22 protein-coding genes and 1 pseudogene are annotated in these 26,128 nt (G+C 70.8%); 11 read left to right on the forward strand and 12 right to left on the reverse strand.

Annotated elements, in window-relative coordinates; translation table 11 throughout:
- The first annotated feature begins 6 nt into the window (after nt 1-6).
- Complete coding sequence (locus ACX80I_RS02605; protein WP_459343601.1) at nt 7-231, forward strand: helix-turn-helix domain-containing protein; 225 nt, start codon at nt 7-9, stop codon at nt 229-231.
- 55 nt (nt 232-286) lie between these two features.
- Here ACX80I_RS02605 and ACX80I_RS02610 read toward each other — a convergent pair whose 3' ends face one another.
- Entirely contained in the window at nt 287-808 is a 522-nt protein-coding gene (locus ACX80I_RS02610) for a hypothetical protein (protein WP_459343602.1), read from the reverse strand.
- 156 nt (nt 809-964) lie between these two features.
- On the opposite strand from ACX80I_RS02610, the gene ACX80I_RS02615 reads away from it, so the two are divergent.
- Together ACX80I_RS02615 and ACX80I_RS02620 are read left to right on the forward strand one after the other, a co-directional pair.
- Nucleotides 965-1,966 carry a LysM peptidoglycan-binding domain-containing protein gene (locus ACX80I_RS02615; protein ID WP_459343603.1) on the forward strand — a complete coding sequence of 334 codons (1,002 nt, stop codon included), beginning with the start codon at nt 965-967 and terminating at the stop codon, nt 1,964-1,966.
- Nucleotides 1,967-2,138: 172 nt separating this feature from the next.
- Nucleotides 2,139-2,753 carry an Rv3235 family protein gene (locus tag ACX80I_RS02620; RefSeq protein WP_459343604.1) on the forward strand — a complete coding sequence of 205 codons (615 nt, stop codon included), beginning with the start codon at nt 2,139-2,141 and terminating at the stop codon, nt 2,751-2,753.
- Here ACX80I_RS02620 and secA read toward each other — a convergent pair whose 3' ends face one another.
- The 7 genes from secA to mtrA form a co-directional block, all read right to left on the reverse strand.
- On the reverse strand, nt 2,754-5,462 hold the full coding sequence (gene secA / locus ACX80I_RS02625) for a preprotein translocase subunit SecA (protein WP_459343605.1): 2,709 nt from the start codon (nt 5,460-5,462) through the stop codon (nt 2,754-2,756).
- Nucleotides 5,463-5,584: 122 nt separating this feature from the next.
- Nucleotides 5,585-6,808 carry a winged helix-turn-helix domain-containing protein gene (locus tag ACX80I_RS02630; RefSeq protein WP_459343606.1) on the reverse strand — a complete coding sequence of 408 codons (1,224 nt, stop codon included), beginning with the start codon at nt 6,806-6,808 and terminating at the stop codon, nt 5,585-5,587.
- Between the two features lie 125 nt (nt 6,809-6,933).
- Nucleotides 6,934-7,668: a ribosome hibernation-promoting factor, HPF/YfiA family gene (gene hpf / locus ACX80I_RS02635; protein WP_459343607.1), complete on the reverse strand. Its 735-nt coding sequence runs from the start codon at nt 7,666-7,668 to the stop codon at nt 6,934-6,936.
- A 218-nt stretch (nt 7,669-7,886) separates the two neighbouring features.
- On the reverse strand, nt 7,887-8,858 hold the full coding sequence (locus ACX80I_RS02640; RefSeq protein WP_459343608.1) for a ComF family protein: 972 nt from the start codon (nt 8,856-8,858) through the stop codon (nt 7,887-7,889).
- 61 nt (nt 8,859-8,919) lie between these two features.
- Nucleotides 8,920-10,524 carry an LpqB family beta-propeller domain-containing protein gene (locus tag ACX80I_RS02645; protein ID WP_459343609.1) on the reverse strand — a complete coding sequence of 535 codons (1,605 nt, stop codon included), beginning with the start codon at nt 10,522-10,524 and terminating at the stop codon, nt 8,920-8,922.
- 160 nt (nt 10,525-10,684) lie between these two features.
- The gene (gene mtrB, locus ACX80I_RS02650) at nt 10,685-12,523 is read right to left on the reverse strand and encodes an MtrAB system histidine kinase MtrB (protein ID WP_459343610.1); all 1,839 of its coding nucleotides are present in this window, start codon (nt 12,521-12,523) and stop codon (nt 10,685-10,687) included.
- 130 nt (nt 12,524-12,653) lie between these two features.
- Nucleotides 12,654-13,331: an MtrAB system response regulator MtrA gene (mtrA, locus tag ACX80I_RS02655; protein WP_087076444.1), complete on the reverse strand. Its 678-nt coding sequence runs from the start codon at nt 13,329-13,331 to the stop codon at nt 12,654-12,656.
- A gap of 176 nt (nt 13,332-13,507) precedes the next feature.
- Between mtrA and ACX80I_RS02660 the strand changes: the two genes are divergently transcribed.
- Genes ACX80I_RS02660 through ACX80I_RS02685 form a run of 6 tightly spaced genes read left to right on the forward strand, consistent with a single transcriptional unit; the run spans nt 13,508 to nt 20,079 of the window.
- Nucleotides 13,508-14,938 (forward strand): DUF7847 domain-containing protein, encoded by a 1,431-nt coding sequence (locus tag ACX80I_RS02660; RefSeq protein WP_459343611.1) that lies wholly within the window; start codon nt 13,508-13,510, stop codon nt 14,936-14,938.
- 49 nt (nt 14,939-14,987) lie between these two features.
- Nucleotides 14,988-15,647, forward strand: coding sequence for a DUF4129 domain-containing protein (locus tag ACX80I_RS02665; RefSeq protein ID WP_459343612.1), 660 nt, complete (start codon nt 14,988-14,990; stop codon nt 15,645-15,647).
- The gene (locus ACX80I_RS02670; protein WP_459343613.1) at nt 15,644-16,930 is read left to right on the forward strand and encodes a DUF4350 domain-containing protein; all 1,287 of its coding nucleotides are present in this window, start codon (nt 15,644-15,646) and stop codon (nt 16,928-16,930) included. The genes ACX80I_RS02665 and ACX80I_RS02670 overlap by 4 nt, the downstream gene beginning before the upstream one ends.
- Nucleotides 16,927-18,009 carry an AAA family ATPase gene (locus ACX80I_RS02675; protein ID WP_459343614.1) on the forward strand — a complete coding sequence of 361 codons (1,083 nt, stop codon included), beginning with the start codon at nt 16,927-16,929 and terminating at the stop codon, nt 18,007-18,009. The genes ACX80I_RS02670 and ACX80I_RS02675 overlap by 4 nt, the downstream gene beginning before the upstream one ends.
- 49 nt (nt 18,010-18,058) lie before the next feature.
- Complete coding sequence (locus tag ACX80I_RS02680) at nt 18,059-19,351, forward strand: DUF58 domain-containing protein (protein ID WP_459343615.1); 1,293 nt, start codon at nt 18,059-18,061, stop codon at nt 19,349-19,351.
- Between the two features lie 59 nt (nt 19,352-19,410).
- On the forward strand, nt 19,411-20,079 hold the full coding sequence (locus ACX80I_RS02685) for a DUF4166 domain-containing protein (RefSeq protein ID WP_459343616.1): 669 nt from the start codon (nt 19,411-19,413) through the stop codon (nt 20,077-20,079).
- Nucleotides 20,080-20,113: 34 nt separating this feature from the next.
- Here the strand turns inward: ACX80I_RS02685 and ACX80I_RS02690 are convergent, their stop codons facing one another.
- The 4 genes and pseudogenes from ACX80I_RS02690 to ACX80I_RS02705 all read right to left on the reverse strand — a co-directional run bounded on the left by ACX80I_RS02690 (nt 20,114) and on the right by ACX80I_RS02705 (nt 24,059).
- Nucleotides 20,114-21,160 carry a uroporphyrinogen decarboxylase/cobalamine-independent methonine synthase family protein gene (locus tag ACX80I_RS02690; RefSeq protein WP_459343617.1) on the reverse strand — a complete coding sequence of 349 codons (1,047 nt, stop codon included), beginning with the start codon at nt 21,158-21,160 and terminating at the stop codon, nt 20,114-20,116.
- A gap of 133 nt (nt 21,161-21,293) precedes the next feature.
- Nucleotides 21,294-21,650, reverse strand: a pseudogene (locus tag ACX80I_RS02695) (chorismate mutase); the annotation flags it as partial.
- A 43-nt stretch (nt 21,651-21,693) separates the two neighbouring features.
- Complete coding sequence (mnmA, locus tag ACX80I_RS02700) at nt 21,694-22,836, reverse strand: tRNA 2-thiouridine(34) synthase MnmA (protein ID WP_459343618.1); 1,143 nt, start codon at nt 22,834-22,836, stop codon at nt 21,694-21,696.
- Entirely contained in the window at nt 22,833-24,059 is a 1,227-nt protein-coding gene (locus tag ACX80I_RS02705) for a cysteine desulfurase family protein (RefSeq protein ID WP_459343619.1), read from the reverse strand. Before ACX80I_RS02705 ends, mnmA begins: the two co-directional genes overlap by 4 nt.
- A 107-nt stretch (nt 24,060-24,166) precedes the next feature.
- Here ACX80I_RS02705 and folP point away from each other — a divergent pair, with 107 nt between their 5' ends.
- Both folP and ACX80I_RS02715 read left to right on the forward strand, forming a co-directional pair.
- Nucleotides 24,167-25,108 carry a dihydropteroate synthase gene (gene folP, locus ACX80I_RS02710; RefSeq protein WP_459343620.1) on the forward strand — a complete coding sequence of 314 codons (942 nt, stop codon included), beginning with the start codon at nt 24,167-24,169 and terminating at the stop codon, nt 25,106-25,108.
- On the forward strand, nt 25,105-25,893 hold the full coding sequence (locus ACX80I_RS02715) for a pyrimidine reductase family protein (protein WP_459343621.1): 789 nt from the start codon (nt 25,105-25,107) through the stop codon (nt 25,891-25,893). Before folP ends, ACX80I_RS02715 begins: the two co-directional genes overlap by 4 nt.
- The last annotated feature ends 235 nt before the right edge of the window (nt 25,894-26,128 follow it).

The following is a 26,128-nucleotide window of genomic DNA, read 5'->3' on the forward strand; positions in this document are numbered from 1 at the left end:
GGACCCGTGGCCGAGCGGCGTTTTCTCACCCTCGCCGATGTCGGTGAAGTGCTCAACATCAGCTCGTCGCAGACGTACGCCCTCGTCCGGTCCGGCGAGTTGCCTGCCATCCAGGTGGGCGGGCGCGGCCAGTGGCGCGTCGAGACACGGGTCCTCGAGGAGTACATTGCCAAGGCGTACGAGAAGACCGCCTCCGCGCTGAGGACCGAAGCCGACAATCCACTCGTCTGACCGTCCCTGCTGCCCCGCCGCATTCTGCTGCTGTTCGTGGCGCCCGGGATCGCGCCTACTGCGTCCGTGCCACTGAGTCGAGCGTGTCGATGGATGCGAAGGGCACCGTGAGGACCTCCCGGATATTCGGCGCACGCCTCTCGTCCCCGGGCGCGACGAGTCCCAGCTCCAGGAAGTCGGCGCCGACCCGGTCGATGACACCGGCGTAGCGCGATGACGGCGACGCCACCCAGAGCGCTACCTGTGACCTGTCCCGGGACAGCGCCCGCAGTGCCGATCCCAGTCCGAGCTTCGCCTCGATCCCCGAGAGCGGCTGGCCTACGCTGCGCCCCAGGCTCCGAAGAACCTGCACCGACGACAGCGGCACGATGACCGACCGTTCCTCCACCGCCAGGGCGATCCATTGCGAGCCGACATTCGTCAGGACACCCGTGAGCGAGCGGCCTCCCGTGGTCGACACGCCGACCGGTCGTCCCGTCTGGCCGGCCAACCGCTGCAGCAGCGTCACGCGCGCTTGCTCGGAGCGCGTGCGCTCCCTGATCTCACTCTCCTGCCGGGCGTCCGTCGCGGCCTGCAACTGTGACTCCAGATCATGGAAAAGAGCATCCCACCGCATGCCCACAACGTAGGGCCCGTTCAGGCTACGGTCAACAGCCTCACAATGCACCAAGAACGAGTGGGCGTAGACAAACTGCACCAAACTACATCAAACTGAAGCAAAAGGAGGTGTCCTATGAGGAGCTCGGACGCAGTACAAGCCGTCATCATCCTGGCATGCGGCGTCGTATCGGCTGCTGCCGGAGGAGTCTTGTCCCGTTCCGGGCAGGCGCCGGGGCAAGGGCTGGAAGACGTCCTCGGCGTGTGTCTGTCGCTGCTGGGTGTGGTGATCGTCGGCTGGTGGGTCCTCACGCTGGCGGTCGCGGTCATCGCCGAAATCCTCGAGCGACAGGGTCTGGTGGCGGCGGGGGCGTTCGCCGGGCGATGCGCTCCCGCATTCATGCGGCGGCTCGCCGCTGCCCTCCTGGGAGTCCAGCTCCTGGCGATGCCCGCGGTGGCGCAGGCAGCACCCGGCGGCCCCGATGCCGGTCCGGGATCCGCCGTCACCGGGTGCTCGATTCTCCCTGCACGGTCAACGGCCGACGCCGGAACTGGTGCCGATCCGTCCGGGAGCGCGGGATCGCCCTATTGGTCGCCTTCTGCTGCCTACACGCTTGCGGACGGACTGGACGCGGAGCAACGACCGCCCGCACCGCCGATTCCCGCGGCGTCCTCCGCACCCGCGCCGGAACCAGCACCTGTGTCGCCCGCGCCGGAACCAGCGCCCGCGGCGCCCGCGCCGGAACCAGCACCTGTGTCGCCCGCGCCGGAACCAGCGCCCACGGCGGAACCAGCACCTGTGTCGCCCGCGCCGGAACCAGCGCCCGCGGCGCCCGCGCCGAAACCGGCACCCGTGTCGCCCGTGTCGCCCGTGTCGCCCGCATGGGAACCGGCGCCGATGCCTCTCGAGGGAGGGCTTCTGGTCCGCCCGGACACCAGGAGGACCGCCACGGCGGAGGTCGTCGTGGTACCCGGTGACTCACTCTGGTCCATCGCCGCGCGTCGACTCGGGCCACTTGCTACTGCAGCCGACATAGCGGAAACCTGGCCCGCCTGGTTCGACGCGAACCGGTCCGTCATCGGCGACGATCCCTCACTCCTCCTGCCGGGTCAGGTCCTGCAGGCGCCCTCGCCGTGAACCGGCGCCGTCGGGCGCAGCCGCGAGGAACTCTGTTGAGCACCACGTCGCGCAGCAGGTCGCGCATCGCCGCATCGAGCACGGCAAGCACACCGATGCTTCCCGTGCACCCTGCCCCTAGGAGGACCCAGGCAGGACGTCGCCTGCCGCACCAGCAAGGAGAGGACATCCCGTGACTGCCGCAACCCGTTCCCGCCCAGCCGCCCTGCTCGCCGAGGCCGGCGGGGCATCCCGCCCGGCCCCGCCGTCCCCCGACCGGCCTGCTGCGGCCGGCCCAGCCACGATCATCCAGCTGAGGCCCCCGGCCGGACCGTCAGCAGCACACGGTTTTCCAGCACCGGCGGAGCCGTCGGCCTCTCCCGCGCGGACCGGGACCCTGCCGGACAGGACCGGGGCAGGGACTTCTCCGTGGGAAGCCGACCCGGACCTGTTACAGCGCATCTCGGGGATCGCCCGGTCGGTTGCGCAGGGTGCCCTGGAGGTGCTCGGAGGATCACGCCCCCTGCAACAGATGGCGCGCTGGCTCGATCCCGAGAACTACGAACGGCTCCAGCTCCGCGCGAACCTCGTGCGGTGCATCGACGCGGCCCGGAGCACGGGTCACGGAGAGCCACGCCCGAGCGCCGACCGGCACGTCGTGGTGCGCTCGGCCCGGGTGTGCCCGATCAGCCCCGGCGTCTACGAGGCGTCCGTCGTCACCTTCGACCAGAAACGGGTCCGCGCCGTCGCTCTTCGGATAGAGCAACGGCGCGGAGCGTGGCGGGTCACCGCCCTCGAGATCGGCTGACTACTTCTTGCGGGACTTCTTGCCCCCCGCGGCCTCGGCCTGCACCTTGTTCCGCTCCACGTGCATCTCGGCGTCGCCCTGCGCGTTCGGCGCCGTGAAGTTGAGGGTGGCCGGCTTCGCCGGGGCGTCGAGTCCTGCGGCCTTGATGGTGGGGGCCTGCACCACGCCCCGCCCGTCCGTCACTCCCGGGAGCCCGGTCTGCGCCGGGGCGGAGACCTCGACATCGAGGTTGAAGAGGTACCCGATGCTCTCCTCGCGGATCGACTCCATCATCGCCTGGAAGAGGATGAAGCCCTCGCGCTGGTACTCGACCAGCGGATCCCTCTGGGCCATGGCGCGCAGGCCGATGCCTTCCTTGAGGTAATCCATCTCGTAGAGGTGCTCCTGCCACTTCCTGCCGATGACGGACAGGACCACGCGTCGTTCCAGCTCACGCATCGTCTGCTCGCCGAGTGCCTCTTCACGCGCCTGGTATGCGAGCTTGGCGTCGGAGAGGATCTCGTCGTGCAGGAAATCGCGGGTCAGCTTGGACTTGCCGCCCGCCTCCTCGATGACCTCGTCGGCGGTCAGCGTAATCGGGTAGAGCGTCCTGAGGTTCGTCCACAGGAGGTCGTAGTCCCAGTCGTCGCCGTGGCCCTGTTCCGTCGCCTCGTCGACCATCGCGGTGATGACGTCCTCGAGGAAGAACTGCACCTTCTCCTTGAGGTCGCCGCCTTCGAGGATCCTGCGGCGGTCGCCGTAGATGGCTTCGCGCTGGCGGTTCAGGACATCGTCGTACTTCAGGACGTTCTTGCGCTGCTCGGCGTTGCGCCCCTCGACCTGGCCCTGGGCGTTCTCGATCGCCTTGGAGACCAGCTTCGACTCGAGGGCGACGTCGTCCGGCATCGTGGCGCTGTTCATGATGCGCTCGGCTCCGCCGGAGTTGAACAGCCGCATGAGGTCGTCCGTGAGCGACAGGTAGAAGCGGGACCGGCCGGGGTCGCCCTGGCGGCCCGAGCGTCCTCGCAACTGGTTGTCGATGCGGCGTGACTCGTGCCGCTCCGTACCCAGCACGTACAGGCCGCCGAGTTCGCGGACCTCCTCCTGCTCGGCCTTGACCGCTTCCTTCGCCGCTTCGAGGGCCTCGGGCCACCGGGCCTCGTACTCCTCGGGATTGTCCGCCGGATCGAGCCCCGCCTTCTCCAGCGCTGCGACCGCGTTGAACTCGGCGTTGCCCCCGAGCATGATGTCGGTGCCACGCCCGGCCATGTTGGTGGCGACGGTGACCGCACCCTTGCGACCGGCCTGCGCGATAATCGCCGCTTCGCGTGCGTGGTTCTTCGCGTTCAGCACCTCGTGGCGGACACCCGCCTTCGCGAGCTGCTTCGACAGGTATTCGCTCTTCTCAACGCTCGTGGTTCCGACGAGGACCGGCTGGCCGGTCTCGTGCCGCTCGACGATGTCCTTGACGACGGCGTCGAACTTGGCGACCTCGTTCTTGTAGATGAGGTCCGAGAGGTCCTTGCGGGCCATCTCCTTGTTCGTCGGGATGGGCACCACGCCGAGCTTGTAGGTGGACATGAATTCGGCGGCCTCGGTCTCGGCGGTGCCGGTCATGCCCGAGAGCTTGTCGTAGAGGCGGAAGTAGTTCTGCAGCGTCACTGTGGCGAGGGTCTGGTTCTCGGCCTTGATCTCCACGCCCTCCTTCGCCTCGATGGCCTGGTGCATGCCCTCGTTGTAGCGCCGGCCGGCGAGGATCCGGCCGGTGTGCTCATCGACGATCATGACCTCGCCGTTGAGGACGACGTAGTCCTTGTCGCGCTTGAACAGCTCCTTCGCCTTGATGGCGTTGTTCAGGAAGCCGATCAGCGGTGTGTTCGCGGACTCGTACAGGTTGGAGATGCCGAGGTAGTCCTCGACCTTCTCGATGCCGTCCTCGAGCACACCGACCGTGCGCTTCTTCTCGTCCACGTCGTAGTCCACCCCGACGGAGAGCTTCTGGACGACCTTCGCGAACTCGTTGTACCAGCGGTTGACGTCACCGGATGCCTGGCCGCTGATGATGAGCGGCGTACGGGCCTCGTCGATGAGGATCGAATCGACCTCGTCGACGATCGCGAAGTTGTGACCGCGCTGCACGAGTTCGGCGGCGCTCCAGGCCATGTTGTCGCGGAGGTAGTCGAACCCGAACTCGTTGTTCGTGCCGTAGGTGATGTCGGCGGCGTACTGTTCGCGGCGGGTCGCGGGATCCTGCTTGGAGAGGATGCATCCGCTCGTCAGTCCCAGGAAGCGGTAGACGCGGCCCATGAGGTCCGACTGGTACTCGGCGAGGTAGTCGTTGACCGTGACGACGTGGACGCCCTTGCCGGTCAGGGCATTGAGGTAGGCGGGCGCGGTCGCCACGAGGGTCTTGCCCTCACCGGTCTTCATCTCCGCGATGTTGCCCAGGTGGAGGGCGGCGCCGCCCATCAGCTGGACATCGAAGTGGCGGAGCCCGAGCGTCCGGCTCGACGCCTCACGCACGGCGGCGAAGGCTTCCGGCAGCAGGTCGTCGAGGGTCGCGCCGTCGGCGTAGCGCTTCTTCAGCCGGTCGGTCTCGCCACGCAGCTCTGCGTCGGACATCTCCCGGAATTCGTCCTCGAGGACATTGATCGCGTCAGCGTAGTTGCGGAGTCGCTTCAGTGTCTTCTTATCGCCGGTGCGGAGTACTCGTTCAAGAAGTGATGGCACTGGTATTTGCTCCCAATCTGATGCTGCCCAAAGATGGCGTGTCTAGTCTACGTGAGCGACGTTCGGTGCCCCGTTTTGGTTCCCCCGCGCCACGATGCGACGACCTGGAACCGCGTGTCCGCTCAGAGTAACCTGCCGACCTGCGTGGAGAGCGAGGACGCGAGGTTCCCGCGGTCCTCGACGACGACGGCGTCGAGCCCCAGCCACCGGGCGAGCAGGCACAGTTCCTCGGCGAGTTCCGCGGACGTGTCGGAGGGAGCGCCCGGCTCGGCGTGGCTGGCACGCACCATCAGGCGGCCCGCCGGCCGGTCGGCCTTAAGGTCCACCCGGGCGGCGATGCCATCGCGGAGGAGGAAGGGCAGGACGTAGTAGCCGTGGACGCGCCGCTCGGCGGGGGTGTAGATCTCGATGCGGTAGTGGAAGTCGAAGAGCCTGTGCAGCCGGTCGCGTTCGAAGACGAGGGAGTCGAAGGGACTCAGGAGGGCCCTTCCCCGTGCCTGGCGCGGGAGGATCGCCGCCGGGTGGAGGTACCACGGCTCGGATCGGCCGTCCACGGATGCGGTGTGCAGGGAACCCGCGGCCACGAGGCCGTCGAGGACGGCGCGTGTCTCGCGCACCGGGGTGCGGAAGTAGTCCGCCACCGAGCGGGCGGGGGCGACGCCCAGGGCTCCTGCCGCCCGCTCGGCCAGCACGGTGAGGGCCTGCGTCCTGTCGGGCTCCTCGACGGCGAGGCCCGGATCCGGAAGCACGTCGGCGATGGGTGCGTAGAGCCGCTCGAACTGGGCCGTCCGGCCCGCCGACCCCACCGTCCCCCTGGCGAAGAGGTCTTCCAGCACCCGTTTGGCCGCCGTCCACCGCCACCCCCACCCTTCGGCGGGCCGCCCGGTATCGGCACCGAGCAGTCGCTGGATGCTCGATGCGGTGAGCGGCGCGCCGCGATCGAGGAGGTCGAGGATGGACGACTCGAGGTCCTGCCGCAGGGCGGCCGGCACGCTGGCCGCTCCCATCCAGGTCCGGCGCTGCCAGACCCGCAGGTGCGGGAACAACTCGGGCGGGACGAGGCTCGCCTCATGGGCCCAGTACTCCACCAGCCGTCGGGGCGCCCGGGAGTACAGCGCGTCGAGGTGTGCGGGGTCGTAGGACCCGAGGCGGGAGAACAGGGGCAGGTAGTGCGACCGGGCGAGGACGTTCACCGAATCGATCTGGAGGACCTGCAGCCGTCGGACTGCGATGGCGACGGCCCGGCGCGACGACGGCGCCTCGACGCGCGGGCGGTGCAGCCCCTGGGCGGCAAGGAGGATGCGTCGGGCCTGGGCGGTCGTGAGGTTCGGCATGGGCTCCGGCATGGAACTGCCTCCGCGCGGGGCGTGGAGGCAGTTCCAGGTATGCGGTCGGTAGGTTATCGAAGTGCAGATTCCTGATGCGCGACCGGGGTTGTGATACGCGACCGGGGTTGCCGGCGCGCAGGGCATCAGGCGGAAGCGGCTTCCTTGGCGCGGTAGGCCAGGAGTTCCTCGTGGGGCTCCTCGGTTCCTTCCGCGCACTTCGCGTCGAGCGTGATCACGCCGTAGGTCCAGGCCTGCCTCCGGTAGACCACCGAGGGGGCGCCGGTGGCCGAATCGATGAAGAGGTAGAAATCGTGCCCGACGAGCTCCATGTTGTCGACGGCATCGTCCAGGGTCATCGGGGTGCCCGAGAAGACCTTGCGGCGGATCAGGACCGGCGAGTCCCCGGCAGGGACGTCATCGGGGGAGGAATAGGCGTCGAGGTCCTCGGGCTGGGTATCCGGCTCGTGCGACGTCGGTTCGATGGCCGGGGTCTCGAGATAGAGGGGCTGCGCCGGGTCCGCCGGCTCCAGACCGGCTGTCGCGGCGCCGACGGCCACCGGGGTGTGCCGGCCGTGGTGGACCTTCCGCCGGTCACGGGCCCGCCGGAGACGCTCGAGGAGTTTGCCGTAGGCGAGGTCGAACGCGGCGAACTTGTCGGCCGCCGTGGCTTCTGCCCGAACCACCGGACCCCTGCAGAGCACCGTCAGTTCGACCGTGAGCGAGGTATCCGCCATGCGTGCGCTGGTTTCCTTGGTGATCTTCGCATCGATGCGCTGTACCTTGTCGCCGAGCTGCTCTATCTTGTCGATCTTCTCCGTCGCGTACTCACGGAAACGGTCCGATACCGCCAGGTTTCGACCATTGATCACAAACTCCATGGTGCCCTCCACATCGCTAGCTGACACGACGGCGGCCGAGGCGTTCAATAGAGCCGCCGCCGACGGGTACGTGTCATCGCTGTGTCGTACCCGTACTTCACGTTAGATCACGACTGTCCTTTATTCATCCTTCGCAGCCCCGAATCTTCCGGTAGCTTGCCGGACGCCGGGTGAGGCACTAGGGGCGGCGCGAGGCAGGTCCGGAGAGCGTGGCCGGGTCAGGACGTCGGGCCGGGAACCGCGCCCGTGGAGCGTCCGGCGGGTGACGACGTCGCGGCGATCACCACAGCTCCGAGCACGTGGGCTCCCTCCTGCACGAGCACGCGATGCACCTCGCCGATGGTGGCTCCCGTGGTGAGGACGTCGTCGACGATGATGCACTCCCGTCCGGCGAGGGGGGTCCGGATGCGCCTGGCCGGGGCCATCGAACCGAGGACGTTCGTGCGCCGACGGCGACGCCCGAGTCCTTTCTGCCCGCCGCCCCCTGGGCGTGCCGCGAGCGCCGGCACTCCGCCGTGGAGCAGGGCGGCAGGAAGCCGAACCAGCGCCGAACGCTGCCGGACGACCGGTGCGAGGACGGTGCCCGCAGGCAGGTGGCCGTCTCTGTCCAGCCGGGACAGGAGGAGCATCAGCGGGTCGTACCCGCGCCGCTGCCGGGATGACGCCCGGGCCGGAACGGGCACGATCAGGACCGGCCCGGAGGCACGCCGCCCTGCCGGGACTCCCGGGGCTCGCCGGGCTCCCAGGGCTCCCGAGACTCCCTGGTGGAGGGCGCCGGCCATGGCAGCGGCAACGGGAGCGGCCAGGTCCACGTGGCCGTGGTTCTTGTAGGCCAGCAGCACCGCAGACACGGCCCGGCCGTACCGCCCCGCCGCGAGGACGGGCAGCGGGCCGTAGGACGGCCCGTGCCGGTCCGGCCTGCCGGCCGTGGTCTCCGCGCCGGCCCGTGCCGGAACCCGCTCGACGTCGGGAAGGGACTCGGCCCCGGTCTCGGCGAAGAAGGGCCGCGCCGTGGCGCTGCGGAAAAGCCCGAGGCATGCCGGGCAGAGTGAGGTGTCCCACTGGCCGCAGAGCACGCACGACGAGGGCAGGACGAGGGCGCCGAAGTCGGCAAGGGCGCCCGCTGTCCGCTGGTAGGCCCGTCCGAAGACGACGCGGTCGAGGAGCGACGCGAAACCGGTGGACCGCATGGGCCAAGGCCATCACGTCTGCGGGGCGGGCCGTGGCCCGACAGCCGCTATGTGGACGGCACTACCCCGGGAAGGCCGGATCGACGACGGCGAGCTGCTCGTCCACCCAGCTGTTGCCGATGCGCCGGTACAGCGTGCCGCCGGCCTGCGCGTAGAACGTGTCCTCCGCGTCGGACCCTGCGCTGATACCGAGGACGCCGTCGAGCGCCGCCATCGTGTCTTTCTCGCCGTTCAGCTGCAGGATGACCGGAGTGGCCTCCTCGTTCGCACCCGTGGAGGACGCCACGATCGCGCTCTGGCCCGCCCACTTGGCCGTGTCGATGGTCCCGTCGGTCGGCAACGAAAGGGGGGTGGTGAGCGACTGTGGCACTCCTTCGGTGGAGCGGGTGATGCCCGCCACCAGCACCTCGCCGGCGCCGTCGCGGTCCGTCACCATCAGGGCGCGCGAGCCGTCACGCGAGATCCGCAGCTCCTTGACCTTCCTGTCCCCGAGCCATCCCGCCGCAAGGATCGAGGCATTCGCTTCGGTTCCGCCCGGGGGGATCGCAAGGACCTCGCTGCGTTCTCCGACCGCCCGGGTGGTCCACACCCAGTTGTCCGGATCGAACGAGGGCTGGGTGAGGCCGCTGCCCTTGGCGACCGCCCGGGCGGAACTGCCCGGGGCCGTGACGAAGAGGGATGTCCTGGCGGCGTTCACGAACGCGTAGGCGCTGCCGGAGACCGAGGTGGCCGGGTCACGCGGCTGGGACCCGGCCACCGAGGGCAGCCCCTCGATCGGCACGACGGCGCCGTTGCGCACCCGCACGAGCTCGTTCCCGGCGATCGCGACCTGCTCGCCCCCGACGTCGGGAGCCAGCTCGGGAACGACGAGGTCGGGGGAAGGGGCGCCGAGCTCGATCGGCTGGCCGCTGGTCATCTCCACGGACGTGACGTCGTTGAGGCCGAGCAGGTTGACCTGGAGTTGCTGGTCCATCTGCTGCAGGCCGAGGCTGGTGGCGTTCTCCAGGACCTCCGAGGAGAGCTCGACCGACGCCGTGCCCGAGGTGATCGGCACGGAATCCCGGGCGAGGGTCACCCCTTCGGGGAAGGCGCTGGTCACCGAGCCCTGCAGGTACGGTGCCGGACCGGCCAGCATCGCACCGACGATCCTCGCCGTCACCCCTGTCCTCCGGACGAACCAGCGGGCATCGGGGACCCAGTACCGGTAGTTGCTGCTGTAGAAATAGAGGCTGTGGGAGAGCAGGAGGTCCCGGGCACTGCTCTGGGCGAGCATGATGCCGTCCGGAATCTCTCCGATCCGCCACTCGCCGTTGACCTGGGCCATCCGTACGCCGAGGGTCTCCGTCGCCGGGACGGGGCTGTTGGTCCGCACTCCCCTGGCGTCGATCGTCCCCGTCGTCTCCAGCTGGATCTGGTACACACCCTCGGCCTCGCGCTTCTCCACGCGTGGATCGGACCGGAACAGGACGATCCGTTCCTCGGGCTCCCAGGACTGTGCCAGTTCCGGCGTGAGGAACTGGCGTGCCACGCTGTAGCCGTCGCCTGCACCGGTGCCGGCCGTGATGAAGTCGCGGAGGATCCGCTCGGGCGTGGCGCCGGGCGCCGGGCCCCCGGGATCGAAGGCGGGGGCGACGGCGTCGGCTTCTGCCTCGGTGGCCGCGATCACGCCCACCGGTCCCTTCGTGGGAATGGCCGAACAGCCTCCGAGCACCAGCAGACAGACAGTGACCAGGGCGGCAAGGACAGACGCCGCCACCCGGCGTGCGGGGCCGGGACCACCGGATCGACCAACCGGCCGACCATCCGGCAGACCATACGGCATGCTGCTACTGCGTCGCACTGCTCTCCCTCGCTCCGCTGCCGGCGTCCGTCCGTTCGTCCGCCCGTGCATCCGCCCGTGCATCCGTCCGTGCATCCGTTCGTCCGTCGGCTCGTTCGTCCGCCCGTTCGTCCTTCGGCGGGTGCTGCCCGACCCCGGTCCGCTGCGAGCCCGAAACCGGTGGCAGCGCCAGGGGCGACGACGCCAGGGCGATGCCCTGGCGACGCGGCAGCGTGAGCCGGAAGCAGGCTCCCTCGCCGGGCATGCCCCATGCCTCGAGCCAGGCACTGTGGAGCCGGGCGTCCTCCGTCGCGATGGACAGACCCAGCCCACTGCCTCCCGTGGTGCGCGCCCGCGCGGGGTCGGCCCGCCAGAACCTGTCGAAGACGCGTGACGCCTCGAGCGGGGTCATCCCGATCCCGTAGTCGCGCACGGCGACGGCGACGGCTTCCGGGTTGCACGCTATGTGGATCTCCACCGGCCTCGCCTCCCCGTGCTCGAGGGCATTCACGATCAGGTTCCGGAGGATGCGGTCGATGCGGCGCGCGTCGGCGTCCGCGATGCAGCTCGTCTCGTCCGACACGATCCGGAGCTCCGACCCGAGCCGTTCGGCGAGCGGGTGCGCCCCCTCGACGGCGTGCTCGACGAGCTGGACGATGTCCACCGATTCCGCCTCCAGCACGGCGGCACCGGCGTCGAACCTGGAGATCTCGAGCAGGTCCGCGAGGAGGGCCTGGAACCGCTCCACCTGATCGAACAGGATCTCCGCGGACCGCTTGTTCACCGGATTGAACTCGTCGCGCGCGTCGAACAGCACTTCCGCCGCCATCCGCACCGTGGTCAGCGGGGTCCGGAGTTCGTGCGAGACGTCCGACACGAAGCGCTGCTGCATCTGCGACAGCTGCGCCAGCTGGGTGATCTGGTCCTGCAGGCTGCCCGCCATGTGGTTGAACGAGGCCCCGAGGCGGGCTACCTCGTCCTCCCCGCTGACCTCCATGCGTTCCTGCAACTGGCCCGAGGCCAGCTTCTCCGATACGGAGGCCGCGTGACTGACCGGCTGGACCACGCTGCGGGTCACGTACCAGGTGATGGCGCCGATGACGAGCAGCAGCACGAGGCCCGCCAGCCACAGGACGCCGTGGATGTAGTCGAGCGTGGACTGCATCGAGGACAGGTCGTAGTAGACGTACAGGGCGTAGGGGCTGCGCTCGGGTGGCAGTTGGACCTGCGTCCCGAAGGCGATACCCGGCGCGTCCTGCTCGCCGTCCTGCGTGACCGGGATGGTCATGGGCGCCCAGTACACGTCCTGGCCGCTGCCGACCGCCGCCTGGAGGTCGGGCGGAAGCATGCCTGCGGTCGCACCGTCCTGGCTCACCGTCGTCGGGATGAAGAGTCCCTCGCCCCCCGAGATCGGGACCAGGATCGACTGGCGCGGCGCGTCCGTCTCGTTGCCCACCAGGGCATTGACCGAATCGAGCACCAGCCGGCTCGTCGTGTCGCGGTCCGTGGCCGAGGAGTCCCGGAAGACCGCCTTGGTGGAGGTCAGCGCCGAGGTGGCCTCGGCACTGAACTGGTCGAAGCGCTCGTCGTAGAGCGCGCTGGCGATCTGGTTGGACAGGAAGCCGCCGACCGCCACGAAGGAGACGGAGGTGAGGAGCATCGTCGCGACGACGGTGCGGAACTGGAGCGATCTGCGCCAATGGCTCGCCACCGACCGCAGCAGCGCCTGGGCCCGGGCCAGGTCGATACCGGCCGGAGCACTACCGGCCGGTGCCACCGGAGTCGCCCCGGGATGCGATGCCGTCGACGCGTCGTCCGGACGGTCCGCGTCCGGGACGGCAGCCATCATCGCAGGCACAGCCGAGGCCGCCGCACTGGAACCGGCCGCCGGGCCCGACGGTCCGGATCCGCGATCGGTCTCCGTCAGGGGACGCAGCGGAATACCCTGGGGAGCGCGGCCGGCCGCGCCCTCCGGATCAGCCCTGTCCGGCCTTGTATCCGACACCACGCACCGTCAGGACGATCTCGGGTGCCTCGGGATCGCGCTCGATCTTCGAACGCAGCCGCTGCACGTGGACGTTGACGAGCCGGGTGTCGGCGGCGTGGCGGTACCCCCACACCTGCTCGAGGAGGAGCTCGCGTGTGAACACCTGCCAGGGCTTCCGGGCGAGGGCCACCAGCAGGTCGAATTCCAGCGGGGTCAGCGACACACGCTCCCCGGCGCGCGTGACCTCGTGGCCGGCGACGTCGATGCTCACCTCGCCGATCCGCAGGGTCTCGGGAGCCTTCGATTCGGCAGGCCGGAGCCTCGCCCGCACACGGGCCACGAGTTCGGCCGGCTTGAAGGGCTTGGGCACGTAGTCGTCGGCCCCCGATTCGAGTCCGCGCACGACGTCGGACGTATCCGACTTCGCGGTCAGCATCACGATGGGGAGATCGGATTCGCTGCGGATCTGGCGGCACACCTCGATACCGTCCATCCCCGGCAGCATCAGGTCCAGCAGCACGAGATCCGGGTGGGTGGAGCGGAAGACACCGAGCGCGGCTGCACCATCGGCGCAGAACACAGGGTCGAATCCGTCGTTGCGCAGGACGATGCCGATCATTTCGGACAGGGCTTCGTCGTCATCGATGACTAGTATGCGAGCCTTCATACCCCCATACTGTCCCATCGGGCGCACAAAGTCCTACCAGCCCCACCGGCGGAAGTCCGGAGCGGCACGACACCCCGCCGGGCTCGGCTGGTCCGAATGGTGGCTTCCGTCACTATGATGCTGGAGGGGGATGCCTGCTGTATGCCTCGCGGGAGTAACGACCGAGGGGGCGCCAGGTGAGTGATCGACCGAACGACGGGGAACCTAAGGGCGGGCACCGCGGGCCGGGCGACGGCGGATTTCCGGTTCCGGCGGAGAACCAGCCGGAAGCACACCGGCCGGCAGCGCCGTGGCAGGCGCCCGGCGACCAACCGGGTGACCGGCCGAATGACCGCACGCCGGGTACGCCGAGGAATCCGGCACCCGGCAGTCCGACACCCGTCGCGTCCGGCCGGCCTGCGTCGTCGACCTGGCCGCCCCCGGGTCCCTCGACCGGCGGCACTTCGTACGGCACCCCCGCGCCGAACCAGGGATGGGGCGGCTACTCCGCTCCGGGGACGCAGCAGCCCGGTCCCTCCGGTGGCTCGGCCTACCCTCCCCCCACGTATCCGGCATCCGGCTTCCAGGGATCCGGCTACCGGGCATCCGGGTACCAGGCGCCCCCGAAGCCCGGCGTCATCCCGTTGCGGCCGCTCGGTCTCGGCGAGATCCTCGACGGTGCCTTCCAGGCCTGCCGCAGGAACCCGGTGGCCACCTTCGGCAGCGCCTTGCTGCTCCAGGCCGTCGTCGCCCTGGCCACCGTCCTCCTGTTCGGCAACATCCTCTCGTCCCTCGAGGTGTTCGAGGCGCAGAGCCCGACGTCGGAGGACCTCATCGGCGCCTTTGCCGGCTTCGGTGTCGCCGCCGCGGTCGCGGGGGTCGTTTCGGGGGTGGCCCTGCTGATCCTCCAGGGCATCCTCGTGATCCCGGTCGCCCGGGCCGTGATCAACCAGCGGACGTCCTTCGGACAGGCCTGGCGCCTCGCCCGCGGCCGCCTCCTTCCACTCCTCGGGTTCGGCCTCCTGTCCTTCGCCGTCGGGCTCGTGGGTTTCCTCCTCCTCGGCGGGATCGCTGTACTGGCCGTCGCGGGCCTCGAGGAATACTCCGCACTGGTCATCGTGCCGCTCGTGCTCGGCGTGGGCGTGGTGCTGGTCTGGGCCAGCACGAAACTCGTCGTCGCCCCGGCGGCCCTCATGCTCGAGGGCACCGGCCCCTGGACGTCCGTCAAGCGGTCGTGGCAGCTGACCCGCGGGAACTGGTGGCGGACCTTCGGGATCGTGCTGCTCACGAGCATCATCGTCTCGATCATCGCGTCCGTCATCTCCATGCCGCTCAGCTTCGCCGTGTCCCTCCTCGTCGGCTTCAGTTCCGCGGCGTCGTCCACCCCCGACGCGATGTCGTCGCTGCCGCTCGTGGCCGCGACCCAGGGCATCACCGCCCTCTTCACGGCCATCGGGTACGCCTTCCAGTCGGCCGTCACGTCACTGCTGTACGTCGACCTCCGCATGCGGCGGGAAGGGTTCGACGTCGTGCTGCTCCGCGAGCACAAGCAGGCGGGGGCAGGACGGACGGACGTGCTCCCGGGCGGCACCACGTCCTTCGGCCACCGGCCCGGCGGTCCTGCGTGATGCCCTGGTGCGCTGCGGCAGCGCCCGGAAGCCCCGGCACGGGCTGCCCGTGACCACCGGGACGCTCCCGTTCCTCGTACCGGACTCCGACGAAGCCCGCCGACTCCTCGAGGAGGAACTGGCGAAGGCCGCCTACGTCGAGGCGCAGCCCAATCTCGTCGAACGCATCCTCGGTGACATCCTCCGGAGCATCGTGCGGCTCCTCGACGGCCTCGGCGGCCTCGGGGCGGGGCCGGGGACGCTCGTCGTCGCGATCGGTGCCGCGCTCCTCATTCTCCTGGCCGTCGTGCTCATCAAGCCGCGCCTCAACGCACGCGGCAGGACATCGGAGGCCGGCGTCTTCGACGACGGTGGGAAGCGCTCCGGCGCCCACCACAGGAACAGGGCGGCAGGGCTCGCCCGGAACGGGGACTGGAACGCCGCCGTCGCGGAGCTGCTGCGCGCGATCATCCGCTCGGCGGAGGAACGCCTCGTCATCGAGGAGCAGCCGGGCAGGACGGCGACGGAAGCGGGCGTCCACCTCGGGGGCGTGTTCCCGTCCCTGTCCTCCGACGTCGCCTGGCTCGCCGACCTGTTCAACGAGACCCGGTACGGAAGCGGCACGGCCACGGACGAGGACTACCGGCGTGCCGCCGGCCTCGACACGCGGCTATCCTCCGAGCGGCCCCTGCGCGCCGGCGGCACGACTCCGCTGGTGGCCCCGCAGTGACCTCCGGAGCGACACCCCGGGCGGTGCACGGGGAGCCGTCGGCCGAGCTGCCTCCGGTCGCGGGAGGCGCGTCAGCGCCGCCGCGCACCGCAACCGGTGGCGAGGGGACCGGCCGCGAGGTGATGGGTGACGGCGGGAGTGCCCTGGCCACCGCCCGCTCGCGGCTGCGGCGCGCCCTCCCCCTCCTGGTCGGCGCCGTCGTCCTCGCGGTGATCCTCCTGATCAACCTCCTGCCCGGGTCGGAGAAGGACGACCGCCCGCTGTCCCCCGGCAATCCCGCGCCGGAGGGCGCGCGGGCCGTGGCGGAGGTCCTCGCGGCGCAGGGCGTCGACGTGGTCCGGCCGGATTCGTACGACGACGCATTGGAATTAATCGGGACCGGCCCGGCGACGCTGTTCCTCAACGACGCGCTCGGATATCTCAGCGCCGGGCAGGTGGCGGACCTCGCCGCAGCGGCGGAGCGCACAGTCCTCGCTGCCCCCGGGGACCGCCAGCTGACCGCTCTCGATGACGACTTCACGCTGGTCGGTCCGCTGCCCTTCGACCTCGGCGACGACTCGCCCGCCCTGGCCGCCGACTGCCCCGACGCCGCTGCCTCGGCCGCCGGTACCGTCTCCGCGACGGGCGTGGCCTACTCGGGCGGCACCGAATGCTTCCCGACGACGATCGACGGCGAGACGGGCGGCCTGTACGTCACGGGCACCGACGGCTCGGTGGCCGTCCTGGGCGCACCGGCCATCCTCTCCAACGGATCCATCACTGACGAGGGAAACGCCGCGCTCGCCCTGCGGGCGCTGGGTTCCTCCCCGACGCTCGTGTGGTTCGAGCCGACGGGAGCGGACGTGACCTCCAGCGGCGAGGGCGTCGACCCCTTCACCCTCCTGCCGGACTGGCTCGACTACCTGCTCGTGTGGCTCCTCGCCTGCTCGGTCCTCGCCATGGTCTGGCGCGGGCGCCGGCTGGGCCCGCTGGCGACCGAGCCGCTGCCCGTCGTCGTCCGCGCCGCCGAGACCGCGGAGGGCCGTGCGCGCCTCTACCAGGACTCCCGCTCCGTGGCGCATGCCGCGGCGACCCTGCGCGCGGCGACGCTCACCCGCATGGCCCGACGCCTGCGGGTGGACCGCTCGGCGTCCCCGGGAGAGGTCCTCGAGGCGGCCGCCCGCCACGGCGGACGGCCCCGGACCGAACTGGAACAGCGGCTGCTCCACTACACACCGACCACGAATCGCGAGCTTGTGCTGTGGGCACAGGAGATCCTCGACCTCGAGAAGGAGATTCCATGATGAACCCATCCGAAGGCCGGCAGAACGGGACGCCGCAGGCGGCATCGGGAGCCCCGACAGGCGGAGCACACCAGGCGACCCGCGTCGAGGAACGGGTACCGGAGACGTCCCCGCGGGCAGCGTCCGACGGCGAGTCCGCCCGGGCAGCGCTCCTGCGGGTGCAGGCGGAGGTCGGCAAGTCGATCGTCGGCCAGGACCCGGCCGTCACGGGACTGCTGATCGGGCTCCTGGCGGACGGACACGTCCTGCTGGAGGGTGTCCCGGGCGTCGCCAAGACGCTGCTCGTGAGGACCCTCGCCACTGCCCTGGACCTCGACACCAAGCGTGTCCAGTTCACACCGGACCTCATGCCCGGCGACATCACGGGCTCGCTCATCTACGACTCCAGCACCTCGGAGTTCGCGTTCCGGGAGGGACCGGTCTTCACGAACATCCTGCTGGCGGACGAGATCAACCGCACTCCGCCCAAGACGCAGGCATCCCTCCTGGAGGCCATGGAGGAGCGCCAGGTATCGGTCGACGGCGTCTCGCGCCGGCTGCCGGCGCCGTTCCTCGTCGCGGCGACCCAGAACCCGGTGGAGTACGAGGGGACCTATCCCCTGCCCGAGGCGCAACTGGACCGCTTCCTCCTCAAGCTCACCGTCCCGCTTCCCGCACGCGACGACGAGATCGAGGTGATCCGCCGGCACAGCGTCGGCTTCGACCCCCGCAACCTCGAGGCGGCCGGCGTCCGGCCCGTCGCAGGAGCCGGGGACGTCGAACGCGCCCGCGCGGCAGTGGCCCGGGTGGCCATCGCTCCCGAGGTGCTCGCCTACATCGTGGACCTCGTCCGCGCGACGAGGTCGTCGCCGTCGTTCCAGCTCGGCGTCTCCCCGCGTGGTGCCACCGCCCTGCTCAACACCGCGCGTGCGTGGGCGTGGCTCTCCGGCCGGTCCTTCGTGACGCCCGACGACGTGAAGGCACTCACCCTTCCCGCGCTCCGGCACCGCGTCGCGCTCAGGCCCGAGGCCGAGATGGACGGCGTCGAGGTCGACGACGTCCTCCGCGGCATCCTCGGCACCGTCCCCGTCCCGCGCTAGGGCCCCGCCCCGCGCTCCGCCAGCCCTGCCCGATCGGAGAGGAATCCCCTTGGTCATCACCGGCCGCCTCGTCCTCCTGGCGCTGCTCGGCGTCCTCCCCGTGGTCCTGAACCCCGGCGCGACGTCGATCCTGCTGTGGGCCGGCATCCTCGCCGCCCTGACCGGACTCGACCTGGCCCTCGCCGCCTCGCCGCGCCGCATCGGACTCGTGCGCACGCTGCCCGACAGCGTCCGACTGGGTGAGCAGTGCCGCAGCACCCTGGTCCTGCGCAACGACACCTCGCGCCGGCTGCGGGCGACGGTGCGCGAGGCGTGGCAGCCATCGGCGGGAGCGGCGGACCCCGAGCAATCCGTATCCGTGCCTCCGGGCGAGGCGCGGCGCATGTCGGTCACCCTGCTCCCCGCGCGGCGCGGCATCCTCCGGGTGGAGACCGTCGCCCTGCGGAGCACCGGCCCGCTCGGCGTCGCGGCCCGCCAGGTCACCGTCCCGGCACCGGGAGTGCTCCGGGTGCTCCCGCCGTTCCACTCGAAGCGGCACCTCCCGTCCAAACTCCGCCGCCTGCGCGAACTCGACGGCCAGTCCGCGGTCCAGATCCGCGGTGCGGGCACCGAATTCGATTCCTTGCGGGACTACGTCCGCGGGGACGACGTGCGCTCCATCGACTGGCGGGCCACCGCCCGACGGCGCGACACGGTGGTGCGGACGTGGCGCCCGGAGCGCGACCGGCGCGTGGTCGTCGTCCTCGACACCTCACGTACCTCCGCGGCGCGGATCCTCGACGAACCGCGGCTGGACACGGGCATCGAAGCCGCCCTCCTGCTCTCCGTCCTCGCCGAGCGCGGCGGCGACAAGGTGCACTTCCTGGCCTTCGACCGCAGGCTCCGTGCACGGGTCGACTCGACCGCCAAGGGGAACCTCCTGGGTTCCCTCGTGAACGCCATGGCACCCCTCGAACCCGAACTCATCGAGGCGGACTGGTCCCGTGTGCCGGCCCAGGTGGGCGCGGCGTCCGCCCACCGGTCACTCGTGGTCCTGCTGACGACGCTGGACTCGGGCACCGTGGAGGAGGGCCTGCTGCCGGCGCTGCCGGGACTCACCCGACGCCACGTCGTCGTGGTCGCGTCGGTACGGGACCCGAGGCTGGAGGAGATGAGCGCCGACCGGTCGACGGCGGCGGCGACCTTCCGCGCCGCGGCCGCGGAACGTGCCCTGCTGGACCGCGCCGCCGTGGCCCACCAGATCGGCCTCCTCGGCGCCGAGGTCGTGGACGCCGTGCCCGCGGACCTCCCGCCGCAGCTCGCCGATACCTACATCCGCCTCAAGGCCGCCGGGCGCCTGTGACGACCTGCGGTGGCCCGCCGCGTGGTTGACTGGTGGTCCGAGCGACGGAAGGCGACCCGATGGCCTCGATCTACCAGGATGCGATGGGCAGCGACTTCGGCCGCCTGCAGCCCGAACTGCGCGAGTACTTCGGGCTCTCCGCGGAGAGCGGCCTCTCCGGTCACGGCCGCGGGACCTTCGACGTCGCCGGCTGCCCCGCCTGGTTCGCGCGGCCGGCGTTCCGGCTCACGGCCCTCGAGAACGCCTTCTTCCCCGAGTACAACAGCAACGTACCGTTCACCATCAGCAACTACCCCCACGTCGACCCGTTCGGGCGCCCGGCCCTCACGGCCCGGCGCGAGCTCGACTTCGGCACCGCGCGGCGGGTCTTCGAGGACACCACCTCCCTACAGGACGGCGTCCTCACGGACTACGTCGGCAGGCACCGGCGGATGGCGACACTCCTGACGTGCTCCGCCACGGACGACGGGCACATCCGCATGGTCTCCTCGCGGACGCGCGTCTTCGCGGGCCTGCGGCTGCCCCTGCCCGACGCGCTCGGCGCGCTCGCGTACGTGGAGCAGTGGTGGGACGGGGCCTCCGGGGAGTTCCGGATCAGCACCCGGGTGGTGCACCGCCAGCTCGGGACACTGCTCGTCTATGCCGGACGCTTCGGCTACGTCCTCGAGGAGTTCGACGGCGTCCTTCCCGCCGAGGCGACCCCGCGGCGTTGGGAGCGACGCGTCTGACCGGACGGATCCGCAGGCCGGCCCGCTCACCGGATCAGCCTTCGGCGCGGACCTGATCCAGGGCGTCCGCGACCTGTGCCAGGCGGGTGAGGGCCCGCACGGCGTCGGACGGTGACAGTGCGGCCAGTCCGGGAAGCGTTGTCAGCCTCACCGCGGCGAGCGCCGACACGGGCAGCCCGACCCGTCGCCACGCGGCCAGCACCGACTCCACGAGGGCACGAACCTGCGGAAGGTTCGCCTCGGGCTGCAGGATCGCGAGCTCCAGCTGCCTGCCGGACTCGACGTCCTCCGCGAGCGCTTCCCAGCGCCGGTCGGAGATGCCGTGCAGGGGCAGGGACAGCGCGGAGGCCGCACTGGACCGCGCCGCATCGAGGGCGGTGTCGCCGTTTCCCGCGACCAGGACGGTGCCGGCGGCTCCGGCCGCCACGGCCGACGCCGTCACCAGGTCCCAGGCTTCGGTCGCCTCACGCCGGTCGACCGCGCGGAGGGTACGGTAGCCGCTCGCGGTGGGAACCCGCCCCGCCAGGACGGCGTCGGCGTCGGGCTCGTCGAGCTGCAGCAGCAGCTGGGCTCCCCTGGCCACGGAAGCCACCCGGCGCACCAGGTCCGCTGCCCCCGCCGCGAGCGACTCGTAGAGCTCGCGCCGGGCGCCGGAGTCGATCAGGACGCGTTCACCGCTGTGCAGGTGGACACCGGCAGCGAGCGACAGAGGTCCGTGGAGGTGCAGTTTCAGGCGGAGCGCGGGACTCTCCTCAGCGCCGGCGATGTCACCGAGCGCGTTGATGTCGGAGGACAGCGCGGACTCGGCTCGCCGCTGGTCCCTGCCCGGCCGCTGGACGAGGCGCCACCCGTGCGGCTGCAGATCGAAGGGCAGCTCGACGAGGACGCCGAGGGTCCGGCCGACGGCGTCGCTCCCCGGTCCACGCCCGGGCAGCGACGGGAGGAAGGGGAGGTTCGCCGCTCCCCCGAGCTCGCCGCGCACGGCGCGGTTCGCCTCCAGAGGGTCGCTTCCCGGCCAGTCGCCGGCAGCTGTGGCGCCGACGGCGCGGCGGTCGTCGTCCGTGGTGGCGACGTCAGGCACCGGTCTCCCCGGCACCGCGCTGGTCGGCGCCGGTTCCCTGTGCACCGGATCGCTCGGCACCGGAGGCGTCCGCACGGGGAAGTCCGGCCGCCGAGGAGGACGCCGAGGAGGCCGCAGGAGCCTGGGTCGGGTCTGCTGCGGGCTTGCGGTTCTCGGAGATCGCCTGGTGGTGGCGGATCACCTCGGAGATGATGAAGTTGAGGAATTTCTCCGCGAAGGCCGGATCGAGCTGCGCCTCCTCGGCCAGCATGCGGAGACGTGCGATCTGGGCGGCTTCGCGCTGCGGGTCGCCCGCGGGCAGGTCGTGCTCGGCCTTCAGGTGTCCCACCCGCTGCGTCGCCTTGAAGCGTTCCGCCAGGAGGTAGACGAGGGTCGCGTCGATGTTGTCGATCGAGCTCCTCACCGACAGGAGCTCGGCCATCACCTCGGGGGCCACACCTCCGGTGAGGGAACTGGCTGCCGGGTCGAAGCCACTGCGTGGGTGCGTCATGACTCCAGTCAAGCAGAACCCGGCGGGCGTCCGGAAACTGCGACTAGCCCTGCACCGTCGCCAGTTCCGGGCGGAGGACGGAGCGTGCCGAGTCGATGGTCGCCTGCCCCAGCACGCGCGTCCCCTGATACAGCACCACGGTCTGGCCGGGCGCGACGCCGCGCATCGGCTCGACCAGGCGCACCAGGAGCTGCTGCGTCCCGTCCTCGGCCACCTCGACGCCGGCACGTGCGGCCACGGGATCGCCGTGCGCACGGACCTGTGCCATGCAGTCGAACTCCCTGCCCGTATGCACCTCGTCGATGGGCAGCCCGGCCCAGGACACCTTGATGCCCCGCATCTCGTCGATGGCGAGCAGGTGCTCGGGCCCCACGACGACCTCGTTCTGTTTCGGGCGGATCTCGAGCACGAAGCGCGGCTTCCCGTCCGCGGCAGGTGTGCCCAGCTTGAGTCCACGCCGCTGGCCGACGGTGAAGGCGTTGGCGCCGGGGTGGCTGCCGATCCTCTGCCCGTCGACGTCCACGATGTCGCCCTCCGTGAGGTCGATGCGCTCCTCGAGCCAGCCGCGCGTGTCCCCGTCGGGGATGAAGCAGATGTCGTGGCTGTCGGGCTTGTTCGCGACGGACAGTCCACGGCGCTCGGCCTCGGCCCGGACCTCCGCCTTCGACGGCGTCTCGGCGAGCGGGAACATGGAGTGCCGGAGCTGCTCGTGGGTCAGGACGCCGAGCACGTAGGACTGGTCCTTGGCCCAGTCGGCCGCGCGGTGCAGCTCGGGGTTCCCGTCCGCGTCCTCGATGACCTTCGCGTAATGCCCGGTGCACACGGCATCGAAGCCGAGGGCGAGCGCCTTCTCGAGCAGGGCCGCGAACTTGATGCGCTCGTTGCACCGCATGCAGGGATTGGGCGTGCGCCCCGCGGCGTACTCCGCGATGAAGTCATCGACGACATCCTCCTTGAAGCGCTCGGAGAAGTCCCAGACGTAGTACGGGATGCCGAGGATGTCGCAGGCGCGCCAGGCGTCCCGCGAGTCCTCGATGGTGCAGCAGCCCCGGCTGCCCGTGCGGAGCGTCCCCGGCATCCGGGAGAGCGCGAGGTGGACGCCGACGACGTCGTGCCCTGCCTCCACTGCACGCGCCGCCGCCACCGCGGAGTCGACGCCGCCGCTCATCGCTGCCAGTACCCTCATGATGAAAAACCCGTTCCTGCAGTTCGAATGGTTGATGCGTGTCCTGCCATGCCCGCCTTCCGGGCACGGGCATACGCGCCTCCGATGGCGGCCACCACGGCGTCAACGTCGTCGACCGTGGATGTATGCCCGAGGCTGAACCGCTGGGCGCCACGCGCCTCGTCCTCCGTCAGTCCCATGGCCAGCAGGACGTGGGAGGGCCGCGGGACGCCCGCCGTGCAGGCGGAGCCCGTGGAGGACTCGATCCCCGCGAGGTCGAGCAGGAACAGGAGCGAATCCCCCTCGCACCCGGGGAAGGTGAAGTGGACGTTGCCGGGAAGCCGTGCCCCCTCCGGGGCAGGATGCCCGACACCGCGGAGCACTGCGTCCGGGACCTCCCGCCGGATGCCGTCGATCAGGCGGTCCCTCAGCGCGGCCAGGCGGGGACCCTCCTCGCGCAGGTGGGTGGTGGCGTCCTCGGCCGCAGCGGCGAACGCGGCGATGCCGGCGCCGTCGAGCGTTCCCGACCGGATGTCCCGCTCCTGCCCCCCGCCGTGCTGGACCGGTGTGAGGGTGACGGCGCGGCCCACGAGGAGGGCGCCGACCCCCACGGGTCCGCCGATCTTGTGCGCGCTGACGGCCATGGTGGCGAGCCCGGACTCCGCGAAGGACAACGGGACGGAGCCGAAGGCCTGCACTGCGTCGCTGTGCACGGGGACGCCGTACCGGGAGGCCTCGGCCACGACGGCGTGGATCGGCTGGACGGTCCCCACCTCGTTGTTGGCCCACATGACGGTCACGAGCGCGGTGCGCTCGGGCGCCTCGGCCAGCGCGTCCCGCAGCGCGTCGAGGGAGACCACGCCGGTCGGGTCCACGGGCAGCCACACCACCTCCGCACCCTCGTGCCGCTCCAGCCACTCGACGGTGTCCTGGACGGCATGGTGCTCCACCGAGCTGCAGAGAACCCTGGTGCGGGCAGGATCCGCTGCACGCCGCGCCCAGTAGAGGCCCTTGATGGCGAGGTTGTCCGCTTCGGTGCCGCCGGAGGTGAAGATGACCTCCGAGGCGTGAGCGCCCGCGGCCGCGGCGATCGTCTCCCGGGCTTCCTCCACCGAACGCCGGGCGCGGCGGCCCGAGCCGTGGAGGGAGGAGGGATTTCCGCTCCGGCTGAGTTCGCGGGTGAGTGCGGCGAGCGCCGGCGCCGAGATCGGCGTGGTCGCCGCGTGATCGACATACACGGGCACGTATCGATTCTACGGGCGCCACGCCGTCCCGCCGATTCCCGTGGCGCCCGTCACGGGCAGGGCGCCGCGTCCGGCCCGTGGTGGCGGAGCGGTGGTAGAACTGCAGGGTGGACAGTCAAGCAACGGCTCCTTCCCCCATCGCCTCCGTTCCCGTGTTCCGGCACGGAGTGCACGCGTTCGGTTCCCGCACCATCGATTTCGACCGCCGGGTCGCACTCATTGCGGTCATCAACCGGACTCCGGACTCCTTCTACGACGGCGGGGCGACCTTCGCGCTCCAGGCAGCCGTGGACGCGTCCCTGAAGGCGGTCGACGACGGCGCCGACTGGGTGGACATCGGCGGAGCGCCCTTCTCGCCCGGCGACCCGATCCCGGCAGCCGAGGAGGCCGAGCGGATCGTCCCCGTCATCAGCGCCGTGCGGGCGGCGTCGGACGTCATCATCTCCGCCGACACTTTCCTGCCCGACGTGGCTCGGCAGGCGCTCGCGGCAGGGGCCAACGTGGTCAACGACACCACCGGGCTGCGGGATCCGGACATGGCGGCCGTGGTGGCCGACGCCGGCGCGCACCTGATCATCACCCACAGCCTGGCGGAACCGCGCACGGTGTATCCGAGGCCCTCCTACGACGACGTGGTCCGCGAGATCGTGGAGTTCCTCCTCCGCAAGGTGGAGGAGGCGATCCGGCTGGGGATCCCGGAGGACCGGATCCTGCTGGATCCGGGACACGACCTCAACAAGAACACGCTGCACTCACTGGAGATCACCCGCCGGTTCGCCGAGATCGCCGGACTCGGCTTCCCCACCGTGGCAGCGGTGTCGAACAAGGATTTCATCGGTGAGACCCTGGACCGGCCCAAGCGTGAACGCGTGGAGGGATCCCTCGCGGCGGCAGTGATCTGCATACTCGGCGGAGCCCGCGTGGTCCGGATGCACAACGTCCCGGCGTCACGGGCGGCCATCGATCTCACCGAGGCAGTCCTCGGCTGGCGGCAACCGGCCTACCTCCGCCACAACATGGGCGACGTCAACGCGCCGGCCGAACCGTGATCACCGCCCTGGTCCCGACCTCGTCGGACCCTATCGACGACGACGCGCTCCATCGGATCTACGCCTATCCCGCCGATCCCCCCGCCGGCCGGCCGTACGTCCGCTTCAACTTCATCGCGGCAGCCGACGGCGCCGCGACGAGCGGAGGCCTCTCCGCCGGGCTGGGGAACGACGGCGACCAGCGGATCTTCACCGTCCTGCGACGGCTCGCGGACGTGGTCCTGGTGGGAGCCGGGACCGTCCGCGCGGAGGGCTACGAGGGCGACCTCGTCGATGACGCCGCACGTGCCTGGCGCTCCGCGAGCGGACTCGCGCCGCACCCGGCGATCGCGGTCATCTCCGGCAGCCTCGACCTCGATCCGGGCGCGGGCTTCTTCCGCAGCGCTCCGGTGCGTCCGATCATCCTCACCAGCAGGGATGCGCCGGCGGAGAAGCGGGCGGCGCTCGCGGCTGTCGCCGACATCGTTCCGTGCGGACCGGACACGGTGCAGGTTCCCGCGATCCTCGCCGACCTCGGGCGGCGAGGACTCACGAAGGTCCTCTGTGAAGGAGGCCCGTCCGTCCTGGGGGGCTTCACCCGTGCGGACGCCGTCGACGAACTGTGCCTCTCGATCAGTCCCCTGCTCGCCGGCGGAGACGGTCCCCGGATCTCCGTCGGCGCGAGCCCGGCGGTTCCCGTCGCGCTGACGCTGTCCTCCCTGCTGACGGAGGACAGCGCCCTCTACGCGCTGTACCGGCGCCCGACGCTGTACCGACGCGCGACGCTGTACCGTCGAGCAGCCTGATCCCGCGCCCCGGGTTCCTCCTGCTCCGAGCTCCGGGCTTGCCTGCGCGAACTCCCGCCGCCCTGGCCCTCGACCCCAGGGTGAACTCTTTGCGTGCGTGCGGCGTTGTACCTGAGGTCCCGCGATCACCTGTACGTCATTCGAGGATTCCGCGTGCGCGTTGAGGGGCTCACCGAGGCCCTGGCTTTGGTGCGGACAGTCCGGCGCCCTTAGTCTCAGGTGGTACCGGGACGCT

The sequence above is a fragment of the Arthrobacter rhamnosi genome (assembly GCF_054510855.1).